Genomic DNA, 22633 nt, shown 5'->3' with positions numbered 1-22633 from the left:
GTCCAGCAAATCCGAGCGGAAAATAGCGATCTGCCTGGAGTTGCATAGGGGGACGCTCTGCATCCATGAGCTATAATTTCAAATTTGATGTCCTGCTGCGCTATATCCCCGAGATCGTGCAAGGCGTGCTGCTGACCTTGCAGTTCTCGGTCGTCACCATGCTCTGCGGCCTTGCCATCGGCTTGATCGTCGCCATGGCCTCGATCAGCCCGCTGATGCCGCTGCGCGCCTGCGCCCGCGTCTATGTCGAGGCGCTGCGCAACACGCCGCTGCTGGTGCAGCTGTTCATCGTCTTCTTCGGCCTGCCTTCGATCGGCATCAAGCTTGGCGCCAACACCGCCGCGCTGATCGCGCTGTCGATCAACATGGGCGCCTATGGCGCGGAGATCCTGCGCGCCGGCTTCCAGTCGGTGCGCCAGAGCCAGGTCGAGGCCGGCCGCTCGCTCGGCCTCACCGCCGGCCAGACCTTCCGCCATGTCGTGCTGTTCCAGGCGGTCAAGACCATCTACCCGGCGCTGGCCAGCCAGTTCGTGCTGATCATGCTGACCACCAGCGTCGTCTCCTCCATCGGCGCCACCGAGCTGTTCCACCAGGCCGCCTTCATCGATTCGCGCACCTACCGCTCCTTCGAGACCTACACGCTGATCACCGTTTCCTATCTCGTGCTGACGCTGGGCTTCCGGGCCTTCTTCGCCGGCGTCTACTGGATGGTCTTCGTCAGGAGGCCGCGCCGATGATCCGCGAATTTGGCGGCACCGATATCGTCTACCTGGTCGAGGCCGCGCGCTGGACGCTGCTGCTGGCGCTTGCCGCCACGGTGGGCGGCGGGCTGCTCGGCATCGTCGTCGCCGTCCTGCGCGTCATCCCGTTCAAGCCGCTCAACTGGCTGGCCATCGCCTGGATCAACCTGATCCAGGGCACGCCGCTGCTCGGCCAGCTCTTCGTCTTCTTCTTCGGCCTGCCGCTGGTCGGCCTCTCGGTCGACGCCTGGACGGCGGCGGCACTTTCCCTGTCGATCTACGCTTCGGCCTTCTTCGGCGAGATCTGGCGCGGCAGCCTGCAATCGGTGTCGCAGCGGCAATGGGAGGCGGGCGCCGCGCTCGGCCTCACCTACGCGCAGCGCCTCGGCCATGTCGTGCTGCCGCAGGCGATCCGCATCTCCGTCGCGCCGACCGTCGGCTTCCTCGTCCAGCTGGTGAAGAACACCTCGCTCACCGCGCTGATCGGCTTCGTCGAACTGACCCGCGCCAGCCAGATCATCAGCGGCGCGACGTTCGCCCCGCTGCCGGTCTACCTCACCGCCGCCGCCATCTATTTCGTCATCTGCTTTTCCCTCTCCCAGCTCGCCCGCATGCTGGAAAGGAGACTTCATGTCGCTCGTTGAGATCGCCGACATCCGCAAGCGCTTCGGCGCCGTCGAGGTGCTGAAGGGCATCTCGCTCAACGTGGAAAAAGGCGAGATAGTCGCCGTCATCGGCCGCTCGGGCTCGGGCAAGTCGACCATGCTTCGCTGCATCAACGGGCTGGAGAAGGTGCAGGCCGGCCGCATCGTCGTCGACGGCATCGACGTCACCGCGCCCAGGGCCGACCTCAATCTGCTGCGCCAGCGCGCCGGCATGGTGTTCCAGAGCTACAATCTGTTCCCGCATCTCAATGTCGAGCGCAATGTCACGCTGGCGCTGAAGCTGGTGCGCAAGCTCGACACGCCGGCCGCCCGCGAAGTCGCCCGCGCCGTGGTCGCCAAGGTCGGCCTCGCCGACAAGCTGCTTGCCTATCCCGACGAATTGTCCGGCGGTCAGCAGCAGCGCGTCGCCATCGCGCGCTCGCTGGCAATGCAGCCGACCCTGATGCTGTTCGACGAGATCACCTCCGCGCTCGACCCCGAACTGGTCGGCGAAGTGCTGCGCGTGCTCGAAAGCGTAGCCAGCGAAGGCATGACCATGATGCTCGTCACCCATGAGATGAACTTTGCCAAGAACGTCGCCGATCGCGTGATCTTCATGCACGAGGGCCGCATCCACGAGGATGGGCCAGCGCGTGAGACCTTGCTCGAGCCTCGTACGGCCGAACTCAGGAGCTTCCTGAGCGCCGTCCTTCACTAAGTAAAGAAAGTCCAACCAGAAAAAGGGGAAGTTCCATGTTCAAGCATCTCACCAGGATCGTCACAGCCGTGCTCCTGGCCGGCGCCGTCTCGGCGATGCCGGCGCGAGCGGCCGACCTGCAGAAAATCCTGTCCGCCGGCACGGTGCGCATCGGCGTGCCGATCGACGTGCCGCCCTTCGGCTCGGTCGACGCCAAGAACGAGCCGGTCGGCCTCGATGTCGACATGGCCAGGAAGATCGCCGAGGCGCTGGGCGTCAAGCTCGAGCTGCAGCAGATCACCGGCGCCAACCGCGTGCCCTACCTGGTCACCGACCGCCTCGACATCGTCATCGCCGCCATGGGCGCGACGCCGGAACGCGCGCTGCAGATCGCCTTCACCTCGCCCTATGCGGCGCTCTCGATCGGCGTCTTCGGCCCCGACAGCATCACGGTGAAGAGCCCGGCCGAACTCAAGGACGAGACCATCGCGGTGGCGCGCGGCACGACGCAGGACCTCGAACTGACCAAGGCCGCGCCCAACGCCAAGATCGTGCGCTTCGACGACGACGCCACCGCCGCGGCCGCTTTCACCTCCGGTCAGGCGCAACTGCTGGCCACCGCCGATGTCGTGGCCAAGGATTTGATGGACAAGGACGCCAAGGTGCAGCTGAAGCCCAAATTCATCCTGCAATTCTCGCCCTGCTACATCGGCATCCAGCAGGGCAGCCCGGAGCTGCTGCGCTGGCTCGACACCTACATCCATCTCGGCATGCTCGACGGCTCGCTTTCGGCGCTGTCGCAGAAGTGGATCGGCACCACGCTGCCGACCCTGCCGCCGATCTGACGTCTTCGGCGGCGGGGGCCTTCCCGCCCTCGCCGCCTCTCCCTCGCCACCTCCATCCCCTAGAGTTTCAAAGAGAAACATGGCCCGCATGTCCACCGCCCGCACCACCATCGATTTCGACCGTTCCGGCAAGCAGATCGGCTTCGTCGACATTCCGCATTCGCCGCATGACGATGCCTGGGGCGCGACCCGCATTCCGCTCGCGGTGATCCGGAACGGCAACGGGCCGACCGTCATCCTGCAGGCCGGCAACCATGGCGACGAGTATGAGGGGCCGATCACGCTCGGCGAACTCATCCGCGATCTCGACCCTGGCATGGTCAGTGGCCGCATCATCTTCCTGCCGGCGATCAACCTGCCCGCCGTGCTGGCCGGCCGCCGCACCTCGCCCGTCGACGGGCTGAACCTCAACCGCACGTTCCCGGGCGATCCGACCGGCACCATCACCCAGCAGATCTCGGCCTATGTCAGCGACGTCGTCATGCCGCTTGGACATGCCTATGTGGATCTTCACTCCGGCGGTTCCTCGCTCAACATCCTGCCCAGCGCCATCATAGAGCCGGCGCCCGACGCCGCCCACCGCAAGCGCAACATGGAAGCGGTGCTCGCCTTCGACGCTCCGCTCACCGTCGTCATCGACAATCTCGGCGAGCCGCGCACCTCCACGGCCACATCGGTGCGGGCCGGGCTGACCACCGTCGGCACCGAGATGGCCGGCGCCGGCACGGTCTCGCTCGACGCGCTCGGCATCTGCCGCAAGGGCGTGCGCAATGTGCTGAGCCACCTCGGCGTGCTGCCGCCGACAGGTGGGCCGCCTGCCGCGAGGCCCGAAAACATCCTGCGCATTCCCGGCCATGACGGCTATGTGCTGGCCACCACCAATGGCGTGTTCGAACCGTTCCACGCGCTGGGCGCCGAGGTGCATGCCGGCGAGGACGCCGGCCGCATCCACAATCTGGCCGACCCCGGCCGCGCGCCCGAGACCGTGCGCTACCTGTCGGACGGCATCGTCTATGGCCGCCGCCAGCCCGGCCGTGTCGTTGTCGGCAATTGCTGCGTCACCGTCGCCACGCGCTATGAAGGAGAGCTGGCGTGATCGCGCTGGAAGACATCCGCACTGCCGCCGCGCGCATCGAAGGCAATGTCAGGCGCACGCCGATGATCGCCGCCGGCAACCTCAAGACGCCGCTGGCCGGCGGCGTCGACCTGACGCTGAAGCTCGAACTGCTGCAGGTCACCGGATCGTTCAAGGCGCGCGGCGCCACCAACAGGCTGCTCTCGCTCGACCCCGCCGCGCTTGCGCATGGCATCGTCACCGCGTCGGGTGGCAACCATGGCATAGCCACCGCCCGCGCGGGCTTCATGGCCGGTGTGCCGGCAACCATCTTCCTGCCGACCAACGCCTCGCCGGCCAAGATCGAGAAGCTGCGCGCCTGGGGCGCGGCCACCCGCATCGTCGGCTCGGCCTGGCACGAGTCCAACGAGGCCGCGCAAGCCTTCGTCCGCGAAACCGGCGCCGTCTATTTCCATCCCTTCGCCGACCCGGCGGTGGTCGCCGGGCAAGGCACGGTCGGCCTCGAAATCCTCGACCAGATGCCGGATGTCACCACGGTGCTTGTCGCCATGGGCGGCGGCGGTCTGGTCAGCGGCGTGGCGACAGCGATCAAGGCGCTGGCGCCGCATGTGCGCGTCGTCGGCATCGAGGCCACTGGCTCGCCGGTGCTGCTGCGCGCGCTCGAGGCCGGAAGCAATGTCGCGCTGGACAGAGTGACGACCTCGGTGGCGACCATGGCCTGCGCCAAAACCGACGACCGCATCTTCGACATTGTCCGCGACAAGGTCGACGAGATCGTGCTGGTCGACGACGACGAGATGCTGCGCGCGGCTAGAAGCCTGTGGTTCGAGATGGGCCTCGCCGCCGACCTCAGCGGCGCCGCCGCCATCGCGGCGCTTGCCGAGGACCGCGTGCGGATAAAGCAAGGCGAGCGCGTCTGCGCCATCGTCTGCGGCGCCGGCCCGGATGCTATTCTGGGATGATGGCGAGTGGCGATGCGAGAATGGACACGCTTCAGTCCTTCGCGCCCGCTCCGTCCTGCCGACTGCCAGTTGATCGGCCAAAACTACGACAGCACCGGCACCGGCGCCTCCAGCCCCTCCAGCAACGCGTCGCGAAACAGCGTGATCGGCCGGCTCAGCCGTCCGGCGGGTGGGCGATGCAGCATCCAGGCACGCACCCGCGGCCTGAAATCGGTGCAGTCGATGATCTCGACCTTGTCGCGCCACGGGCTGTCGGCGAAAGCGGCCGGGGTGACGAGGCCGATGCCATGGCCGCGCGCCACCAGTGACATGCGCAGGTCCGCGCTCATCGCCTCGACCCCGACCTGGAAAGGCAGCCGCGCCGCCTCCAGCGTGTGGCGGATGAAGGCGCGGAAGCCGCAGCCATTCTCGTTCATCACCCAGGGAAAGCGCGAAAGCATGGCGAGATCAACGGGCTTCGGCACGCCGAGACCAGGTGCGGCGACCAGCAGCACCGACTGCAGGCCGAGATCGTCGCAGACCAGTTCGTCCGGCGGCTTGACGCCGTCGGGAAGACAGACCGCGACCGCGTCGAGTTCGCTGCGCACCGCCTGCTCCACCAGGCGTGGCGACCAGCCGGACGTGATGCGCAAGGTGAGGTCCGGAAACGCCGCGCGGAGCCGGTCGAGCGGCAGCGCGAGGGCCGCGTCCGACAGGTAGGGCATGATCCCCAGCCGGAACTCGCCGTTCAATTCGCCTTGCGGCGACACGCCGGCCTTCAGATCCTCCAGCGAACGCAGCACGCGCCTTCCATGCTCATAGGCCTGGCGCCCCGAGGCGGTCGGCTTCAGCGGCTTCGACTGGCGGTCGAGCAGTGCCGTCGCCAGCCCGTCCTCGAGGTTCTGGATGCGGCGCGTGACGCCCGGCTGGGTGAGGTTGAGCCTTGCCGAGGCGCCGACGATCGAGCCGGTCTCCACCACCGCGATAAAGGCTTCGAGATCATGGATATTCATGCGTATCTCGCATAATCATTATCGAATTGATTGAATTGTAGCATGATAATCCTTCGGCATAAAGTCCTCGCTCAATATGCAACTTCATTGAGGACCTTATGCTCGACACCAATGACGGCCAATTGTGCGACCGGCTGCCCGCCGGCACCATCACCGGTCCGCAGACGCTGCTTTTTGCCGCCTCTACCGGCATCATCGTCACCAACCTGTTCGCGCCGCAGACGCTGGTCGGGCTGATCGGCCCGTCGCTCGGCGCCAGTGCCGCGAGTGTCGGTCTCGTCGCCATGGCCACCCTGCTCGGTTATGCCGCCGGCCTGTTCTTCCTGGTGCCGCTGGCCGATCTCGCCGAGAACCGCGCCTTGATCCTGCGCATGCTCCTGGCGGCTGCCCTCGCGGCCGGCATCGCCGCCTTCGCGCCCACCATCGCCTCGCTGCTGATCGTCCTGTTCGTCCTCGGCGCCGCCTGTTCGGCGATCCAGATCCTGGTGCCCATCGCCGCCTCGATGGCGCCGCCCGGCGCGGCCGGCCGCGTCATTGGCGATGTGATGAGCGGGTTGATGATAGGCATCCTGCTCGCGCGGCCGCTGGCCAGCCTTGTCGCCGGCGCCTGGGGCTGGCGAGCCTTCTACGGCCTCAGCGCCGCAGCACTCGTCCTGCTCGCCTGCGTGCTCGCCTTCACCTTGCCGCGTCGGCGCCCGGAGGCGAAGTCCTCCTACGGCGCGCTGATCGCCTCACTGTTCGACCTGCTGCGCGACGAGCCGATGCTGCGGCGCCGCGCACTGACGGCGGCCCTGGTGATGGCGGCGTTCAGCCTGTTCTGGACCGCGGTGGCCTTGCGCCTCGCGGAGCCGCCCTTCGCCCTTGGCCAGCGCGGCATCGCGCTGTTCGCATTGGTGGGCGCCGGCGGTGCCGTGGTCACGCCGCTGTTCGGCCGCGCCGGCGACCAAGGCTGGACGCGATCCGCAACCATTTTCTGCCATCTCGTGCTGATCGGCGCGATGGCGCTCGCCGCCTGGGCCGGCTCCTCCCAGTCCGGAGCGTCTTGGCAACCGCTTATGCTGATGGGCACCAGCGCCGTGCTGCTCGACATCGGCGTCACCGGCGACCAGACGCTCGGCCGCCGCGCCATCAACCTGTTGCAGCCCAAGGCGCGCGGGCGCCTGAACGGCCTGTTCGTCGGCATCTTCTTCCTTGGCGGCGCCGTCGGCTCCTTGCTGGCCGGCATGGCCTGGAGCTGGGGCGGATGGCCCTGTGTCTGTGCCATCGGCGCGACCTTCGGCCTTGCCGCCCTGCTGGTCGACTGGATCGGCGGGCCGCGGTGACGGCCAGCCGGCTCAGGGAAACACGTTCACCTTGCGGACCTTCACCTCGGCCGATCCGTGGTTGTGACGGTAGAAGAAGTCGGAGACCCAAGGCAGGCCGAACACGGCATCGTTGACATAGACATAGAGCTCACCCGATGCCTTGGGCTTGATCTCGGCGGTCAGCTTCATGTTCGCGCATTGGCCGGGGATCACCGGCTCGACGGCGTTGAGGACATACTCGTCATTGCCGAAGCGGCCGACGCGGGCGATGGGCTTGAAATAGGGCTCCGCCCACCAGCGTTTCATCAGCGTTCCCAGATAATGCGCGACACCGCCGCTGGCGACGCCCCGTGTATCGGCACACGCTTTGTCCTTGTCCCCGTCTCCGTCGATCCATGGGTCCCCTGCGATGATGGAAATCTCCACCTCGTAGCGAACCCCTTGCTGTAGCCAGTTGCCGGTGTCGCCGCACATGTCGGCGGTGTGGAGGAGATAGGGTGTGCCCGTCAGCCTTTCGCCTTCCGGCGGATCGCCAAGCCCGGGTTTGGCGCAGAAGGCGCCCATCGAATCGGCGACCTCGAATGTGGCCTTGTTGACGGCAAACAGGATGAGGCCGATCGACAGGATAAGGAATACCGCCGGCAGCACGAACTCCCTCAGCTTTTCGTAGACCCACTGGGCGAGCGGGTTCGTCCGCACGGCGCGGGCGAAGCGGAGCGAAACGGGGGTCGGCGCGACCCCGCGACGCGGTCCCCTGCGGGTCAGCAGGAGATAGGTCGCGAACGAGCCGAGAGCACCGGCGGCGAAGACCCAGCCGGTGTAGTAATTTCCGCCAAGCCACACGGCCAAGGCACCGATGCCGAGGCTGACCGCTCCCAACAGCGACGTGCGGCGATGCGCATCACTCCTGCTCGATTGCAGCATTGTCGCGCTGCGCCCGGCGTTGACATTCCAGGCGGCCCGCGCACGGTCGTTGATACGCGTGCGCAACACGCCGTTGACCCAAAGGAGAATGCCAAGCAGCGCGGCCAGGATTGCGGCCGCCGGCGGATGATTGACCACCGCATCGATCCATGGCGCGGCAAAACCAGGCAGCAAGCCGCTGACCAGGCCAAAGATCGGCCCGATGAGGCCGGAGGCGGACTTTCCGAGCTCACCGCCGACATCGAGCGTGACGTAGCCGGCAAACAGCGGAAACGCCAGGAACAGCACCCCGATCGACAACAGCGCATAATACAGCCCACGGCGCCACCACACGGTGTCGCGCATCAGCTGCGCGCGTTCCAGGCGGCCCTTCGAATGATCGCGGCCGGCGGCGTTCTTTTCGCCGGGCGCCGGCGCCTCGCCATTGTCGTTCTCCTGAAGCTTGCCCAGCGCTTCGCGGAAGTTGTTTTCCATGTCGGCCAGATCGCGCCTGCGTCCGGCCGGGAGCGGCAATTTGTCGATCGGGGCGGCCTCGCTCATCGGCGTCAAGCGATTGTCCGGCAGGCCGGTAAAAGGTATCCTCGCGCCGAGCGGCGACAGCACGTCGATATGTTCGGGCAGCGCGATCGGCGCGTAGTCGTCGCATCCCTTGGCCATCCGGATTATGACGCTCGCATCGACCAGCGGCTTTACGCCATGATTGATGCGCTGGCCGTCACGCTGCATCAGATCCTGGGCGTCGCGCGGATGGTAGCGGTAAAAGACGCTGACGCCGGATCGCGAATCGTAGATGCGCCCGGCCTCGGACGCGTAGTCCCAATAGTCGGCGACCAGGTCCTTCTTGAATTGCAGCCCCTGCTCCGCGGCTTCGCCGATCATCCAGCACAGCGGTATGTGGGCAAGCCTGTCGTCCGGGTAGCCGCCGCCGACATTGGCATGGCAGCCGGCGAACCAGACCTGCAGCAGGCGCGGATCGGCCATTGCCGCCGCGCGCTCATTCCAGGGAATCGGAAAGAATGTGCGCCGCTCATCGTCGATGCTGAAGGCCTGCCGGGCACAATCGACGGCACCGAGAAGGTCCCTGTTGGCGAATGTCATCGGCCAGACCCATTTGTCCACCGCCTTGGTCAGCTCGTCGACCGGCAGGCCATAGGCGGAGACGGTGTCCCACACACCAATGAAGGCGACGCGGATCCTGGTGGCGGAACGGTCTTCGTCATTCCCGGGTTTGACCGCGCTGTAGGGGCGGCTCCCCGTGATCTCGTTCCAAAGGTCGACCGCCCTGTCGCGCACGAAGCGGGCGAACACGACCCAGGGCAGCGAGGAACCGAAGGCCTGGGGGCGGTATGCCCGATAGGTGGCGAGCGCGTTGCGGTCGAGTTCCTCTTCCGACTTGAAGTTGACCAGCCCTTCGCGGGCGATCATCCCGACCAGCACGCGAATGGTGAAGGCGCCGCGGCTGAAGCCGAAGGCGAAGATCCTGTCGCCCGGCTCATAGTTGAGGCAGAGGAACTTGTAGAGCGCCAGAACGCGGCGCTTGACGCCGAAGCCAAGCGCCAGGCCGATGATCTCGAACGGCTTGAACTGCGAGGTCCCGACGCCGTCGCTGAACACGGCGATCTGATCACCCCCGGTGAGGTCCAGCGCCTGGTAGAGGCGCCAGACATTGGTCTTGAACGCCTTGGCGGCGCTGTTGCCGGTGCCGTCGGCGAAGACGACGATGTTCCTGCCCATCTCCTGCCCCTCCAAGACGTTACACTGCTTTGCCACTCCTGTTCGATCGCCGGCGCTGCCGGCTTCAAGCCATCAATCGGCCGCGCCGCCGATTACCCAGCCGGCGCAACACGGATGCCTGTTCTGCGGCAATGGACATGCCGCGCCTGCGCGCCGGATCTGTGAATGAGGCAGCCAGGGCCAGAAGCCTCCTGGCGACCCACCTGATTTTCACTCGAACCCCCAGTTCGTTGGCGTCACTATCCAACAAGCAGGGGCGGCGTGCAAGTTGAGGCAGTAAAATCGTCGCTTTGACTTCCGCGAGTGGAAAATCCACTGGAATAGAACCTGACTGTATCTTTCCGGACGGCCTCTCGGCTCGAATTTCCGGATTCTCCCAAAGCAAACGGCGCTCCCCACCGCGGGGGAATGTCTTTCCGTCTTCAGAACCGCGTCGAGAAGCTTGCCTTGAAGGCGTTCTCCATGGCCCCGGAGGCGAACTGGCCGTCATGGGAGCGTCCGCCGGCTCGCGATTCCCGTCACGGCGCTGTCGCCGGGACAGAATCGCTCCCCTATCGCGCCGATCGGAGATCTGGGCGCTGGCCGCGCACGCCCGGAACGATATTGCCGGCAAACTGTTTTAGTCCTTGCCGGAGGATGCCATGAACGACGCGTCGGCAAAGCCTGCTGGCCCCGCCCTTTCATCGACGGAGCGCGTGAACACGCTGTCGCATTTCCACCGTGCCGAGATCGCGCGCATGGCCGGATGGCGCGATCGTCTGGACAGGACGACGAACTGGGCGATCACCGTCGTGGCGGCCATGCTGTCGGTGTCGCTGTCGACGGCCAGCGCCCATCATGGCGTGCTGCTGTTTGCCATGCTGCTGATCCTGCTGCTGTTGTGGATCGAGGCGCGCCGTTACCGGTTCTTCGACTTCTACCGGGCACGCGTGCGCCAGTTCGAACGCCATTATTTCGCGCAGATATTCTCTCCGCAGCCCGACTTCGCCTCGGATTGGCTGCTCATTGTCGGTGAAGGTCTGCGTGCGCCGAAGTTCCTGCTGTCGCAGCGTGCCGCCCTGGCGCGCCGCCTGCGCCGGAATTACATCTACCTATTCCTCATCCTGCTGCTGGCCTGGGTGCTGAAAATATCGACACCCAGCCTTCAGGCCGTCGGCGTCAGGACCGGCTTTGTCGGCTCGCTGCGTGAGGCGGTCGACAGCGCCGCCCTTGGTCCCATTCCAGGCGTCGCCATCGTCGCGATCGTGGCCGCGTTCTATGTGGGACTGCTCGCCATCGTCCTTTTCGCGGCGGGCGACGACGGCGAACTCTCCTTCGGCGATGTCCATGTCTGAGTTCGATGCCTGAGGCCACGCGGCTGCAACAGGCCACGCGGCTGCAACGCAAACACCGATCGCGCGTTGTGATGGCCAGTCCGCCGCGGCGCATCTCGAGGGAACCCATGAACCGTCAACCGGCTACAAGGTCACACGGCATCGTGGCCGCCCTTCTGCCCGCCCTTGTCGTGCTGGCGCCGGCAAGCCAGGCATTGGCCGCGCAACCGGCCGGACATGCCTCGGGCATGGGCGGCTCGGCCGAAGGCGTGTTCGTCGCCGAGATCGTTCTTCTCCTGCTGGTCGGCCGGGGCCTGGGCGAAATCTTCCAGCGCCATGGCCAGCCGGCGATCATGGGGCAGTTGATCGGCGGCATCCTGCTCGGGCCATCGCTGTTCGGCTGGATATGGCCCGACGCCCAGCACCATATCTTCTCCAACGACCCTGCGCAAAAGAGCATGATCGATGCCGTCTCCCAGCTCGGCATCCTTCTCCTTCTGCTGCTGACCGGCATGGAGACGGACCTGCGCCTGGTGCGCCGGGTGGGCGCAGCCTGCTTCTCGATCTCGATCACGGGCGTCGTCGTACCTTTCGCCTGCGGCTTCGCGCTGGCGCGGTTCCTGCCGGACTCGCTCTTGCCGGACCCAACGCAGCGCGTCGTCGCCGGCCTGTTCATCGGCACGGCGCTGTCGATCTCCTCGGTCAAGATCGTCGCCATGGTGGTGCGCGAGATGAACTTCATGCGCCGCAATCTCGGCCAGGTCATCATCTCCTCGGCCATTATCGAGGACACGATCGGCTGGCTGATCGTCGCCGTCACCTTCGGCATCGCCACCAATGGCAGCCTGCAGGTACTGCCGCTCTTCACCACGGTGGCCGAGGTGGCGCTGTTCATGGTGTTTTCCTTCACCATCGGCCGTCGCCTGGTGTTCACGCTGATCCGCTGGAGCAACGACTCCTTCCGCAGCGAATACGCCGTCATCACGGTCATCCTGATCATCATGGGGGTGATGGCGCTGATCACCAACCTGATCGGCGTCCATACCGTGCTCGGCGCCTTCGTCGCCGGCATATTGGTCGGGGAATCGCCGATCCTGTCCGATCACATCGAAGGCCAGCTGCGCGGCCTCATCACGGCTCTGTTCATGCCCGTGTTCTTCGGCATGGCCGGCCTCTCGGCCGACATCACCGTGCTTACCGACCCGACGCTTGCGTTGCTGACGCTTGCGCTGGTGGCGATCGCCAGCGTCGGCAAGTTCGGCGGCGCCTTCCTCGGCGGCCGGCTGGCCGGCATGTCGCTGAAGGAAGCCACCGCCGTCGGCAGCGCCATGAACGCGCGCGGCTCGACCGAGGTAATCATCGCAAGCATCGGCCTGTCGATGAACATCCTGTCCCACAATCTGTTCACAATGATCGTCACCATGGCCGTCATCACCACGCTCGCCATGCCGCCCATGTTGCGCTGGGCGCTCGGCCGCCTGCCCGTCGACGATGCCGAGAAGCAGCGCGTCGAGCGCGAACTGCTCGACGAGCGCGGCTTCGTCTCCAGGCTGGAGCGGCTGCTGCTGCTGGTCGACGACAGCCCGGCCGGCAAGTTCACAGCTTACCTCGCAGGCCTGGTCGGCGGCGGCAGCGGCATGCCGACCACACTGCTTCATCTCCAGGATGGCAAGCTCGCCCGGCAGGTCAGCGACCAAGGTCCGGAGCGCGCGTCCAGGGAAGTCAAGAAAGGTGCCGCCAGGAGTGCAAAGGCCGTCAGCAAGGCCGAGGACACGCCTGTCGACAAGGTTCATCTCACAGCCCGTACCGAGCTTGAAGCCAGCGCCGAGACAATCGCGGCGGAAGCGCGCAAGGGCTATGGGCTTCTGCTGGTTGGGCTGGAGAACACTGTGAGCGACGAAGGTACCTTCAGCGGCGCGCTGAAGGACATCAGCAGTGGCTTCGACGGCCCGCTCTGCCTCGTGCTGAACGGCGCCAAGGCCAATGGAAAGATGCCCGTGCTGCGCGCCGGAACGACGATACTGGTCCCTGTCAACGGCACCGAGGTCGCGCGCCGCGCCGCCGATTTCGCGCTGGCGCTGGCGCGGCCGCACCAGGCCCGCGTCAAGGTGCTCTATGTCTCGCAAGCCAGGCAGGGCAACCGGCCCGGCTCGGTTTCGCACCGCCGGGAGGAAGCCGTGCTCAAGGACGTCGCCGATCTCGCGGACCGCTACGGCGTCGCCGTCGACACCGCGATCCGCACCCGGGCCACGGCGGACAGATCGATCGCCAAGGAAGTGGCCAAGGGGGCCGCCATGGTGGTGATGGGCGTCACCCAACGGCCGGGCGAGGAGCTATTCTTCGGCGACACGGCGACAGCGGTACTGGCCGCGGTCGCCTGCCCGGTCGTGCTTCTGGCCAGCGAACGCGTCAGGCGGGCTGACGCCAGCGCCGAACAGACGGCGGCCGAAATCGGCGCCTGATACCCTCGCCCGGAGTGCTGGAACCTATATGCCGAAGAACTGCCGCCCGATCATGTAGCCCAGCGCCGCCACGACGAGCGGGAACAGCGCCGGCGCGGCCTTGCTGATGAAGGACGCTTTCGTGTCCTTGGGCGGCATATAGCGTGCATTGCCGAGATTCTTGGTCATTGCGTACCCCGCGCGCCAAACCAATCAGTTTCGCGCATATCGTTATCCCGAAACCGTCACGAGGTTTCGGTGGACATGCATTAGAATGAACTTATTAACAGCATGGCCGAATTAACGGCTTGCAAAGAAATTAGATCAAATAGCCGGCTTTCCCTCCTCGATCCGACAACCCTGTCGAAGGAAAATCGACAGGCACCGGGAACCTAAGGGCCTGTCCCGGGGTTGTGGCGATCGGGGGAGGAAATGCCGGTTCACGTCTCGCCAGAATACTGTCTGTCATGGCCACGGTCATCCGTGCCGCGATGTCGCGCGGCCCGGGATAGAGCGAACGATCGACAGAATCCGGCACGTTAGCCAGCACAATCGACCCCTCGAACAACGCCGACCGATCCGGGACTTCATGCCGCAAACCAGCACAGCGACCGTAGGCAATCCTCACCTCGCTTTCCTGTCGGGCGGCGGAGAGCTTGGCCGCCTGATCGCCGCGTTCGACTGGGCCTCGACGTCGATCGGACCGATCGGGGGCTGGCCGCAGAGCCTGAAGACGGCGATCTCGCTGATCCTGCGCTCCAGGGTGCCGATCGTCATGCTGTGGGGCGAGGACGGCGTCATGATCTACAATGACGGCTATTCGGAGTTCGCCGGCGGCCGCCATCCGCAATTGCTCGGCTCGAAAGTGCGGGAAGGCTGGCCCGAGGTGGCCGACTTCAACGACAACATCATGAAGGTGTGCCTGGGCAAAGGCGGCACGCTTGCCTATCGCGAACAGGTGCTGACCCTGAACCGTACCGGCAAGCCCGAGCAGGTCTGGCTCGATCTCGACTATTCACCGGTGCTCGACGAAAGCGGCGAGCCGGCCGGCGTCATCGCCATCGTCATCGAGACGACCGCCAAGGTCGCCGCCGAGCGCTGGCGCGCCGGCGAGCGCGACCGCCAGCGCCAGATGTTCGAACAGGCGCCGGGCTTCATGGCCATGCTGTCCGGTCCGCAGCATGTCGTCGAACTGACCAATGCCGCCTACATGCAGCTCGTCGGCCACCGCGACATCATCGGCCTGCCGATCCGCCAAGCCTTGCCGGAGGTGGAGGGCCAGGGCTTTTTCGAGCTGCTCGACCAGGTCTTCACCAGCGGTGAGGCATTCATCGGCTACGCCTTGAAGGCGGAGTTGCAGCGCACGCCGGGCGCGGCGATCGAAGACCGCTTCATCGACCTTGTCTACCAGCCGGTGCGCAACCCCGCGGGCGAGGTGTTCGGCATCTTCGTGCAAGGTGTCGACGTCACCGACCGGCTGATTGCCGAACAGGCGCTCCGCCAGAGCGAGACGCAGTTCCGCACCTTCGCCGAGGCGATGCCCAACCACGTCTGGACAGCCACGCCGGAGGGGTTGCTCGACTGGTTCAACCCCCGTGTCTATGATTATTCCGGCGCCAGGCCGGGCGAGCTTGACGGTCATGGCTGGGCCGATATCCTGCACCCCGACGACATCGCCGCGGCCTCGGACAAGTGGCAACAGACGGTGGCCGCCGGCACATTCTACGAGACCGAGTTCCGGCTGCGCCGCCATGACGGCATCTATCGCTGGTTCATCGCGCGCGCCGTTCCGATCCGCGATACCGACGGCGCCATCCTGCGCTGGATCGGCACCAACACCGATATCGACGACCAGAAGCAGGCGGCCCAGGCCCTGCTGCAGAGCGAGCGCCGCCTGCAGCTGTCGCAGAACGCAGCCGGTATCGCGGCCCTCGAACTCGACATCGCCAGCGGAACCGTGGTCGGCTCCGAGGGCTTCTGGGGTCTCTGGGGGCTTTCGCCGCGCGACAGTGTGCACATCTCCGTGCTGGAAAACATCGTCATTCCCGCCGACAAGGACGTCCGCTCCAACCCGGAAACGCGCGAGAAGGGCACCGCCGTGCCCGCCGTGGAATACCGCATCAGGCGGCCCGACACCGGCGAGCTGCGCTGGCTGTCGCGCCATATCGATTTCGTCCACGACGAGACGGGCAAGCCGGTCAAGATGTTCGGCGTCATGCAGGATGTCACCGACCGGCGCGAGGCGCAGGCGCGGCAGGAGCTCCTGACCCACGAGCTCGAACATCGCATCAAGAACATCCTGGCAATGGTCGCGGCCATCGCCTCGCAGACGCTGCGCAACACCGACATCGCCACGGCAAGCGCCACCTTCAACGAACGGCTGCGCGCGCTGGCCAATGCCCATGACATCCTGAACAAGACCCGCTGGACCAGCGCCTCGATCCGCGAGGTGGTCGACAACACCGTCGCCACCTTCCCGCTCGAACAGATGTCGATCTCCGGCCCGGCGCTGCCGATCAATCCCAAGATGGCCCTGACGCTGGCGCTCGCCGTCAACGAGCTCGCCACCAACGCGCTGAAATATGGCGCGCTGTCGACACCGGACGGCAAGGTGGCGATCGAATGGTCGCTGCAGCCATCCCAAGACAAGCCGAGCGACATCAGGCTGATCTGGCGCTGGCGCGAGAGCGGCGGTCCGCCGGTGACGCCGCCCAGCCGGCGCGGCTTCGGCCGTTTCCTGATCGAGCGGGTCTTCGGCACCGATTTCGGCGGAACCGTGCGGATCGACTACCACCCCGACGGCGTCGAATGTGTGTTGAACGCACCGGCACCCCAGTTGCCGACAGCACCGTACTGACTACATAGGGCATGCCATGATCACTCAGAGCCCCGTCACCGTCCTCGTCGTCGAAGACGAAGCCTTTCTGCTGTTCGCCATCGCCGACGAACTGCGCGAGGCGGGGTATGACGTGCTCGAAGCCAGCAATGCGGACCAGGCGATCAGCCTGCTGGAAGTCCATCAGGACATCCGCATCCTGTTCACCGACATCGACATGCCCGGCTCCATGGACGGGCTGCGCCTGTCCGCCGCCGTGCGAGACCGCTGGCCCCCGGTCAAGATCATCGTCACCTCCGGCAAGCAACAGCCGGCGCGGGACGCGATGCCGAGCGGTGGCGTCTTTCTACCCAAGCCCTATGCGGCCGCGGCGGTCGCAGCCACCATCCAGGGCCTGCTCGGCTAGGCTCCTCGACTTACTTGTCGCTGTTCTCGAAGGCGCCGATGCCTTGCGCGATGAGGTTGGTGGCCATCACCAGCGAGATGATGGCGGCTGAATTGAACACCACCACCCACCATTTGCCGCCGGTGAGGAAGCCGTAGCCGTCGGCGATCGCCAGCCCCCAGTCGGCCGATGGCGGCTGGATGCCGAGGCCGAGGAAGCTCAGCGTCGCGATCGAGAAGAAGGCATAGCCGAGCCGGGTGATCAGCTCGATGAGGATGGTTTCCCGCACATTGGGCAGGATTTCGAGGAACATGATGGCCAGCCGTCCTTCGCCGGCGAGCCGCGCGGCGCTGACATAGTCGCGCTCGCGCTGTTCGCGCGCTGCGGTGCGCACCGTGCGCGCCACCAGCGGCGCATAGGCAAGGCCGATCACCAGGATGACGGTGAGGTTGGACGGGCCGATCGCCACCAGCGCCATCGTCACCAGCACGATGAAGGGCAGTGACATGACGGCGTCGAGCAGCCGCGCGCCAACGGCATCGATCAGGCCGCCAAAGGTGCCGAGCACCAGCCCGATGATGCTGCCCGCCGTGACGCCCGCCAGTGTCGCCAGCGGCGCCACCAGCAGGATGTCGCGCGAGCCGACGATGATGCGTGAAAGCACGTCGCGCCCAAGCTGGTCGGTGCCGAACCAATGCACCGCGTCGGGCGGCGTCATCATCGACAGAAAATCCTCGGCATAGGGGTCGAACGGCACGAACAGCGCACCGAACAGCGCGCAGGCGACCCAGAACAGAAGCACCACCGAGCCGATCAGGGTCGAAGGCGCCACGTCGGGCAGAAGGCCACGCAGCCGGCCGATCCAGGAAAGCCTGATGTCGCTGCGCACGGGAGACTGCGCGAGATCGGTCATGGCGCGTTCCGGCGGCGCTGGCGCGGATCAAGCAGCGCCTGCAGGAGATCGCCGATCGCCGCCGTCGACACGAAAATCGTCGCCATCACCAGCACGCCGGCCTCGAGCATCGGGAAGTCGCGCGCCTTGGCCGCGCTCAGCACGAGGTTGCCGAGCCCCTGTATGCCGAACAGCGCCTCGATCACCACCAGCCCGCCGAGCAGGAAGCCGCTCTGCGTGGCGATGACGGCCACCGTCGGCACCAGCGCGTTGCGCAGCACATGCTTGAACAGCACTTGCGACGGGCTCAGGCCCTTGAGGATCGCGGTGCGCGTATAGTCCGCCGCGCGGGCCTCCATCACCCCTGCCCTGGTCATGCGCGCGACATAGCCGATCAGGTTCAGCACCAGCGGCAGCGCCGGCAGGATGAGATGGTAGCTGGACGTCCAGAAGCCGGCCCCGTCCGGCGCCGCACCTGTGATCGGAAACCAGGCCAGCCACAGGCCGAAGACCATCAGCAACAGCAGGCCGGAGACGAAGTCCGGCACGATCGAGAGCGAAACGCCGGTCAGCACGATCAGACGGTCGGCAAGGCTCCCCGAGCGCAGGCCCGCGACGACGCCGGCGCCGATGCCGATCGGCACCAGGAACAAAAGCACGACGCCGGCCAGTGCGGCGGAATTCTTGATGCTCGACACAACGAACGGCGCCACCGGTGCGCGCATCGACAGCGAGTCGCCGAAATCCCCTGAAATAGCCCGGCTGAACCAGTGCCAGTATTGGGCAAGGATCGGCTGGTCGGTGCCGAGCTTGCGATTGAGTTCGGCGACCGCCTGCGCATCGGCGAACGGTCCGAGCATGACGCGGCCGACATCGCCGGGCAGCACCTGCCCGGCGAGGAAGACCAGCGCGCTGACCAGCCACAGCGTCAACAGCAGCGAGCCCGCGCGTGCCGCCAGCGGCCGGACGATCGCCATCGAAACGGTGCCGTTCAAACGAACGACACCTTGTCGAGCAGCAGGTGCGAGATCGCGGTGAAGCGCACGCCTTCGACCTTCGAGGAGACGATGCGGCTGTATTGCGAGAAATAGCCGATGATCAGCGGCGTCTCGTCGAGCAGCAGGGTCTGGATCTTGCCGGCCGCCACGCGCTGCGCCTGCAGGTCGCGCGCCTTGCCGTAGTCGACCAGCAGGGCATCGTAGTCCGGGCTGTTGAAATGCGCCGCGTTCCAGGCGCCCGAACTCTTCAGCGTCGCGTTGAGGAAGATGTCGGGCGTGCCGCGATGGCCGAAATCGGTGATGCCGAGATTGGAATCCAGCCATGGCGAGCTGCCGAATGTCGCCGAGCCGTAATAGGCATCCTGCGGCAGCACGTTGAGCTTGATGTCGATGCCGGCCTTCTTGGCGAAATTCTGGATCAGCACCGCATAGTCGGGAATGTCGTAGGCGCGCTCGGTGGTGAGCGTCACCTCGAAGCCGTTGGGCACGCCGGCCTCGCCAAGCAGCCGCTTGGCCTCCTCGATGTCCTGCTTGCGCTGCGGCACGGACGGATCGGCCGAGGGGAAGATCGGCGCGAACGGAGTGTCGTTGCCGACGATGGCGCGGCCCTTCAGCAAGCCCTTGACCACGGCCTCGCGGTCGATGGTGAGCGCCAGCGCGCGGCGCACGCGCTTGTCGGTGAACGGCGCCTGGTCGGTCCGCAGATGCACTTCGTCATGCGAGCTTGCCTGCACGCTGAGCAGCTTGAAGTTGGGATTGCCTTCGATCGCCAGCTCCAGCCGCGTGGTGGAGGGGATGACGTCGAGCTGGCCCGCCTGCAACGCCAGCACCTGCGCCTGCTCGTCGTCGAAGAACTTGATCTCGACCCGGTCCGGCAGCGCCTTGTCACCCCAGTAGTCGGCATTGCGCACAAAGCTGGCGCCCTGCTTGGGACGGAAGGATTCGAACTTGAACGGGCCAGTACCGATGAAATTCTTTTCGAAATCGCCGGCATAATCCGCCGGCAGGATGACGGCGTTGAACACGTCCGACGAGACATAGAACGGAAAATTGCTGTTGGGCTGGTCGAGATCGAAGGCGACCGTCTCGTCGTCGACCAGCTTGGCGCCGCCCTTCGACAGGATGCCCTTATAGGCCGACAGCGCCCCGGAGCCGGTGCTCGGATCGACAAGCCGCTCGAATGTCGCGACCACATCCTTGGCCGTCACCGCGCGGCCATCGTGGAATTTCACCCCGGGTCTCAGCTTGAAGGTCCAGCGCTTGGCCGTCTCGTCGGCCTCCCATGACAAGGCAAGTTTCGGCTGCAGGCCGTCCTTGGGGTCGTCGAGGATCAGATATTCGCCGACCTGGCTGATCACGCCGATGCTGGCCGGATCGGTCACCGTAACCGGGTCGATCGCCTTGGTCGGCTGGCCGAGCCCGACGCGCACCGTGCCGCCGCCGGCCCCGGCCGCGCGGGCAGCCCCCGGCGTGAACAGCCCTTGCGAGGCGGCAAAGCCGGTGAGACCGAGCAGTGCCGCGTATTTCAGGAGGTCGCGGCGCTTGAGAAACCCCTGCGCATATTCATCGACAGCGACATTCCAGATGTCGCGGGACGGATTGCGGGGGGACTGGCCGCGCAGAAGATCGATGTCGGACCGTTTCGTCATTTTTTCTCTTTCTTGAATTGGATGAGCATGGATGGTGGGAAAGCCGCCGTCAGGCCGGCTGGCCGTCGAGATGGATGCGGTCGACCGCTTGCGGATAGAAGGCGATCAGCCCTTTGATTTTCGGCATCTCATCGATCGGGTCGCGGTAGCTCCAGGCGATGTCGGGGCGAACCGACCCGTCCTTCATGAGACCCGACCAGTAGGAGGCGATGCCCTTGTAGGGACATCGCGTCGTCGAGTTGGACGCCGTCAGCCGGTCCAGCCGGACATCCTCCCGACGCAGGTAGAAACGCGTCGGCAGATGGGTTTCGAACAGCAGCACCGGACGGTGGCTGTCGGCGATGATGTCGCCGTCGAACCAGACCTGGACATGGCTCGAACTGTGCAGCACGTCGATGCGCGCATAGGGGTCGCGGGCGTGGACGAAGACCTCTTCCTCCTCCTCGAACCACTGGTCGACCGCCTTCCATGTGAAGGCGATGCGGCCGGCGAGCGGCGCCAGATTTTCATCCGGCGGCGCTGTGAACGACCACGCCGCATTGGCGGCGCGCCTGCCGCCGCTGTCGATGTCCCAATAGGCGGTCTCGCCGCCGACCGCGTGCGGCTCGCGATGCAGCGACGGCTTCAGCACCGACGGATCGACCGAGGACGGCGGGAAGAAATAGATCGGCAGGAAATGGTTGGAGCGCAGCACCAGCACATTGCGGCTGTCGGCGATGGTGCGGCCGCCGAATTTGACGCGGATGCGCTTGGGGCTGTGCAGCACGTTGACAAGACGCGGAGCCGTGGCTTCGCGGGGCTGAAGGTTCGGCGATGCGGTCATGGCCGTTCCCCTCAGGACACGGCGCGCGCATTGGCGCGTTGCTCGGCGAAGCGGTTGGCCGGGCGGGCGAGCCCGAAGCGGTCGCGCAACGTGCCCGGCGCATACTCGGTCGGGACCAGGCCGCGGCGCTGCAGTTCCGGCACCACTTGCCCGGCGAAATTCACCCAGTCCTCGGGCAGCAGCGGGAACATCAGGTTGAAACCGTCCGCCGCACCCGCGACGAACCAGTCCTCAAGCTGGTCGGCGATCTGCTTCGGCGTGCCGGCAACCGTCGGCACCGAGCCGCTGTTGGCGAGCTTGCGGGCGATGTCGCGCAGGCTGAGATTCTGTTTCGACCATTGCTTGACGCGGTTGAGCGAGGTGCGTCCGCCATTGAAGGTGCTTTCATCCGGCAGCGGCGGCAGCGGGCCGTCCGGCGGGTAGGCCGAGAGGTCGATGCCGCTCCAGCTCGACAGAAGATCGATGCCGACCTGGTCGGGAAGCAGCGTCTGCAGATATTCCTGCTTGTCGCGGCCTTCGGCCTCGGAAGCCGCGACGATCGGCAGGATGCCGGGCAGGATCTTGAAGCTTTCCGGCCGCCGGCCGTGGCGCGCCAGCCGCTCATTGATGTCCTGGCGGTATTTGATGCCGTCTTCCCTGGTGCTGTAGATGGCGAAATGCGCATCGGCCTGGGCGGTGGCGAAATTCTTGCCGTCCTCGGACGAGCCGGCCTGGACGATCAGCGGATGGCCTTGCGGCGGGCGCGACACGTTGAGCGGCCCGCGCACCTTGAAGTGCTTGCCCTTGTGGTCGATCGGATGGATCTTGTCGGGGTCGGCGAAATAGCCCGTCTCCTTGTCGATCAGGAGCGCCTCGTCCTCCCAGCTGTCCCACAGCGCCTTTACGATATCGAGGAACTCGCCGGCCCGCTCGTAGCGGAAAGCGTGCTCGATGTTGCCGTCGCGGCCGAAATTGCGCGCCTCCTCGTCCATGGCCGAGGTGACGACGTTCCACGACGCCCTGCCCTTGCTGATATGGTCGAGCGAAGCGAACAGGCGCGCGACATTGTAAGGTTCGCTGTAGGAGCTCGACGCCGTGGTGATCAGGCCGATATGCTTGGTCACGCCGGCCAGCGCCGACAGCAGCGTCAGCGGTTCGAGGCGGGCATTGGCGTAATGCGCGACGCCGCTCTTCACCGAATCCCAGATCGACACGTGATCGGCGACGAAGATGGTGTCGATGCGTGCCCGTTCGGCCGCCTGCACCAGCTCGCGATAATAGTCGAAATCGAGCACTTCACGGCCCGGCGCGCGGGGGTGGCGCCACGCCATGCGATGGTCGCCCTGCGGGTTGAAGAAGAACGCGCTGAGGATCATGTGCGACATCTGGATACCCTTCCC

General features: G+C 65.9%; 19 protein-coding genes. 11 read left to right on the top strand and 8 right to left on the bottom strand.

What is annotated here, in order from left to right; translation table 11 throughout:
• The first annotated feature begins 65 nt into the window (after positions 1–65).
• The 6 genes from EB230_RS13710 to EB230_RS13685 all read left to right on the top strand — a co-directional run bounded on the left by EB230_RS13710 (position 66) and on the right by EB230_RS13685 (position 4963).
• A complete protein-coding gene (locus EB230_RS13710; protein ID WP_140774189.1) occupies positions 66–737 on the top strand; it encodes an amino acid ABC transporter permease in 672 nt (223 codons plus the stop codon).
• Complete coding sequence (locus EB230_RS13705) at positions 734–1384, top strand: amino acid ABC transporter permease (protein WP_172372700.1); 651 nt, start codon at positions 734–736, stop codon at positions 1382–1384. Before EB230_RS13710 ends, EB230_RS13705 begins: the two co-directional genes overlap by 4 nt.
• Positions 1371–2102, top strand: coding sequence for an amino acid ABC transporter ATP-binding protein (locus tag EB230_RS13700; RefSeq protein ID WP_056570897.1), 732 nt, complete (start codon positions 1371–1373; stop codon positions 2100–2102). Before EB230_RS13705 ends, EB230_RS13700 begins: the two co-directional genes overlap by 14 nt.
• A gap of 35 nt (positions 2103–2137) precedes the next feature.
• Positions 2138–2926, top strand: coding sequence for a transporter substrate-binding domain-containing protein (locus EB230_RS13695; protein WP_056570895.1), 789 nt, complete (start codon positions 2138–2140; stop codon positions 2924–2926).
• A 79-nt stretch (positions 2927–3005) separates the two neighbouring features.
• Positions 3006–4022: a succinylglutamate desuccinylase/aspartoacylase family protein gene (locus EB230_RS13690; RefSeq protein ID WP_065005258.1), complete on the top strand. Its 1017-nt coding sequence runs from the start codon at positions 3006–3008 to the stop codon at positions 4020–4022.
• Entirely contained in the window at positions 4019–4963 is a 945-nt protein-coding gene (locus EB230_RS13685) for a threonine/serine dehydratase (RefSeq protein WP_065005257.1), read from the top strand. The genes EB230_RS13690 and EB230_RS13685 overlap by 4 nt, the downstream gene beginning before the upstream one ends.
• Before the next feature lie 83 nt (positions 4964–5046).
• Here the strand turns inward: EB230_RS13685 and EB230_RS13680 are convergent, their stop codons facing one another.
• Positions 5047–5955, bottom strand: a complete 909-nt coding sequence (locus EB230_RS13680) for a LysR family transcriptional regulator (RefSeq protein WP_065005256.1) — start codon at positions 5953–5955, stop codon at positions 5047–5049.
• A 98-nt stretch (positions 5956–6053) separates the two neighbouring features.
• Between EB230_RS13680 and EB230_RS13675 the strand changes: the two genes are divergently transcribed.
• A complete protein-coding gene (locus EB230_RS13675; protein WP_172372698.1) occupies positions 6054–7277 on the top strand; it encodes an MFS transporter in 1224 nt (407 codons plus the stop codon).
• A 12-nt stretch (positions 7278–7289) separates the two neighbouring features.
• Here the strand turns inward: EB230_RS13675 and EB230_RS13670 are convergent, their stop codons facing one another.
• Positions 7290–9917, bottom strand: coding sequence for a DUF2235 domain-containing protein (locus EB230_RS13670; RefSeq protein ID WP_172372696.1), 2628 nt, complete (start codon positions 9915–9917; stop codon positions 7290–7292).
• 641 nt (positions 9918–10558) lie between these two features.
• Between EB230_RS13670 and EB230_RS13665 the strand changes: the two genes are divergently transcribed.
• Both EB230_RS13665 and EB230_RS13660 read left to right on the top strand, forming a co-directional pair.
• Positions 10559–11251, top strand: coding sequence for a DUF2270 domain-containing protein (locus EB230_RS13665; protein WP_172372694.1), 693 nt, complete (start codon positions 10559–10561; stop codon positions 11249–11251).
• 227 nt (positions 11252–11478) lie between these two features.
• Complete coding sequence (locus EB230_RS13660) at positions 11479–13692, top strand: cation:proton antiporter (protein ID WP_172375068.1); 2214 nt, start codon at positions 11479–11481, stop codon at positions 13690–13692.
• Between the two features lie 24 nt (positions 13693–13716).
• On the opposite strand, the gene EB230_RS13655 is transcribed toward EB230_RS13660, so the two are convergent.
• Entirely contained in the window at positions 13717–13860 is a 144-nt protein-coding gene (locus EB230_RS13655; RefSeq protein ID WP_081294848.1) for a hypothetical protein, read from the bottom strand.
• A 400-nt stretch (positions 13861–14260) separates the two neighbouring features.
• Between EB230_RS13655 and EB230_RS13650 the strand changes: the two genes are divergently transcribed.
• Entirely contained in the window at positions 14261–16528 is a 2268-nt protein-coding gene (locus tag EB230_RS13650; protein WP_056570881.1) for a PAS domain S-box protein, read from the top strand.
• A 16-nt stretch (positions 16529–16544) separates the two neighbouring features.
• On the top strand, positions 16545–16913 hold the full coding sequence (locus tag EB230_RS13645; protein WP_056570879.1) for a response regulator: 369 nt from the start codon (positions 16545–16547) through the stop codon (positions 16911–16913).
• A gap of 10 nt (positions 16914–16923) precedes the next feature.
• Here the strand turns inward: EB230_RS13645 and EB230_RS13640 are convergent, their stop codons facing one another.
• From EB230_RS13640 to EB230_RS13620, 5 genes are read right to left on the bottom strand one after another with little or no spacing between them, the layout of a single operon-like run.
• Positions 16924–17805 (bottom strand): ABC transporter permease, encoded by an 882-nt coding sequence (locus EB230_RS13640; protein ID WP_172372692.1) that lies wholly within the window; start codon positions 17803–17805, stop codon positions 16924–16926.
• Positions 17802–18761, bottom strand: coding sequence for an ABC transporter permease (locus EB230_RS13635; RefSeq protein WP_172375067.1), 960 nt, complete (start codon positions 18759–18761; stop codon positions 17802–17804). Before EB230_RS13635 ends, EB230_RS13640 begins: the two co-directional genes overlap by 4 nt.
• 14 nt (positions 18762–18775) lie before the next feature.
• Positions 18776–20431, bottom strand: a complete 1656-nt coding sequence (locus EB230_RS13630; protein WP_172372690.1) for an ABC transporter substrate-binding protein — start codon at positions 20429–20431, stop codon at positions 18776–18778.
• A gap of 49 nt (positions 20432–20480) precedes the next feature.
• Entirely contained in the window at positions 20481–21254 is a 774-nt protein-coding gene (locus EB230_RS13625; RefSeq protein ID WP_172372688.1) for a DUF427 domain-containing protein, read from the bottom strand.
• Between the two features lie 11 nt (positions 21255–21265).
• A complete protein-coding gene (locus tag EB230_RS13620) occupies positions 21266–22618 on the bottom strand; it encodes an LLM class flavin-dependent oxidoreductase (RefSeq protein ID WP_172372686.1) in 1353 nt (450 codons plus the stop codon).
• Positions 22619–22633 lie beyond the last annotated feature (15 nt).

Origin of the sequence: Mesorhizobium sp. NZP2234 (genome assembly GCF_013170765.1) — a bacterium.
Lineage (GTDB): Bacteria > Pseudomonadota > Alphaproteobacteria > Rhizobiales > Rhizobiaceae > Mesorhizobium > Mesorhizobium loti_D.
Note: the sequence above shows the minus strand (reverse complement) of the source record. Positions and strands in the feature narration are given on the sequence as shown.

Bases quoted from the DNA above. Each gene is read 5' to 3' on its own strand.
- EB230_RS13710 (WP_140774189.1), top strand. From the start codon at position 66: ATGAGCTATAATTTCAAATTTGATGTCCTGCTGCGCTATATCCCCGAG.
- EB230_RS13705 (WP_172372700.1), top strand. From the start codon at position 734: ATGATCCGCGAATTTGGCGGCACCGATATCGTCTACCTGGTCGAGGCC.
- EB230_RS13700 (WP_056570897.1), top strand. From the start codon at position 1,371: ATGTCGCTCGTTGAGATCGCCGACATCCGCAAGCGCTTCGGCGCCGTC.
- EB230_RS13695 (WP_056570895.1), top strand. From the start codon at position 2,138: ATGTTCAAGCATCTCACCAGGATCGTCACAGCCGTGCTCCTGGCCGGC.
- EB230_RS13690 (WP_065005258.1), top strand. From the start codon at position 3,006: ATGGCCCGCATGTCCACCGCCCGCACCACCATCGATTTCGACCGTTCC.
- EB230_RS13680 (WP_065005256.1), bottom strand. From the start codon at position 5,955: ATGAATATCCATGATCTCGAAGCCTTTATCGCGGTGGTGGAGACCGGC.
- EB230_RS13675 (WP_172372698.1), top strand. From the start codon at position 6,054: ATGCTCGACACCAATGACGGCCAATTGTGCGACCGGCTGCCCGCCGGC.
- EB230_RS13670 (WP_172372696.1), bottom strand. From the start codon at position 9,917: ATGGGCAGGAACATCGTCGTCTTCGCCGACGGCACCGGCAACAGCGCC.
- EB230_RS13665 (WP_172372694.1), top strand. From the start codon at position 10,559: ATGAACGACGCGTCGGCAAAGCCTGCTGGCCCCGCCCTTTCATCGACG.
- EB230_RS13660 (WP_172375068.1), top strand. From the start codon at position 11,479: ATGGGCGGCTCGGCCGAAGGCGTGTTCGTCGCCGAGATCGTTCTTCTC.
- EB230_RS13655 (WP_081294848.1), bottom strand. From the start codon at position 13,860: ATGACCAAGAATCTCGGCAATGCACGCTATATGCCGCCCAAGGACACG.
- EB230_RS13650 (WP_056570881.1), top strand. From the start codon at position 14,261: ATGCCGCAAACCAGCACAGCGACCGTAGGCAATCCTCACCTCGCTTTC.
- EB230_RS13645 (WP_056570879.1), top strand. From the start codon at position 16,545: ATGATCACTCAGAGCCCCGTCACCGTCCTCGTCGTCGAAGACGAAGCC.
- EB230_RS13640 (WP_172372692.1), bottom strand. From the start codon at position 17,805: ATGACCGATCTCGCGCAGTCTCCCGTGCGCAGCGACATCAGGCTTTCC.
- EB230_RS13635 (WP_172375067.1), bottom strand. From the start codon at position 18,761: ATGGCGATCGTCCGGCCGCTGGCGGCACGCGCGGGCTCGCTGCTGTTG.
- EB230_RS13630 (WP_172372690.1), bottom strand. From the start codon at position 20,431: ATGACGAAACGGTCCGACATCGATCTTCTGCGCGGCCAGTCCCCCCGC.
- EB230_RS13625 (WP_172372688.1), bottom strand. From the start codon at position 21,254: ATGACCGCATCGCCGAACCTTCAGCCCCGCGAAGCCACGGCTCCGCGT.
- EB230_RS13620 (WP_172372686.1), bottom strand. From the start codon at position 22,618: ATGTCGCACATGATCCTCAGCGCGTTCTTCTTCAACCCGCAGGGCGAC.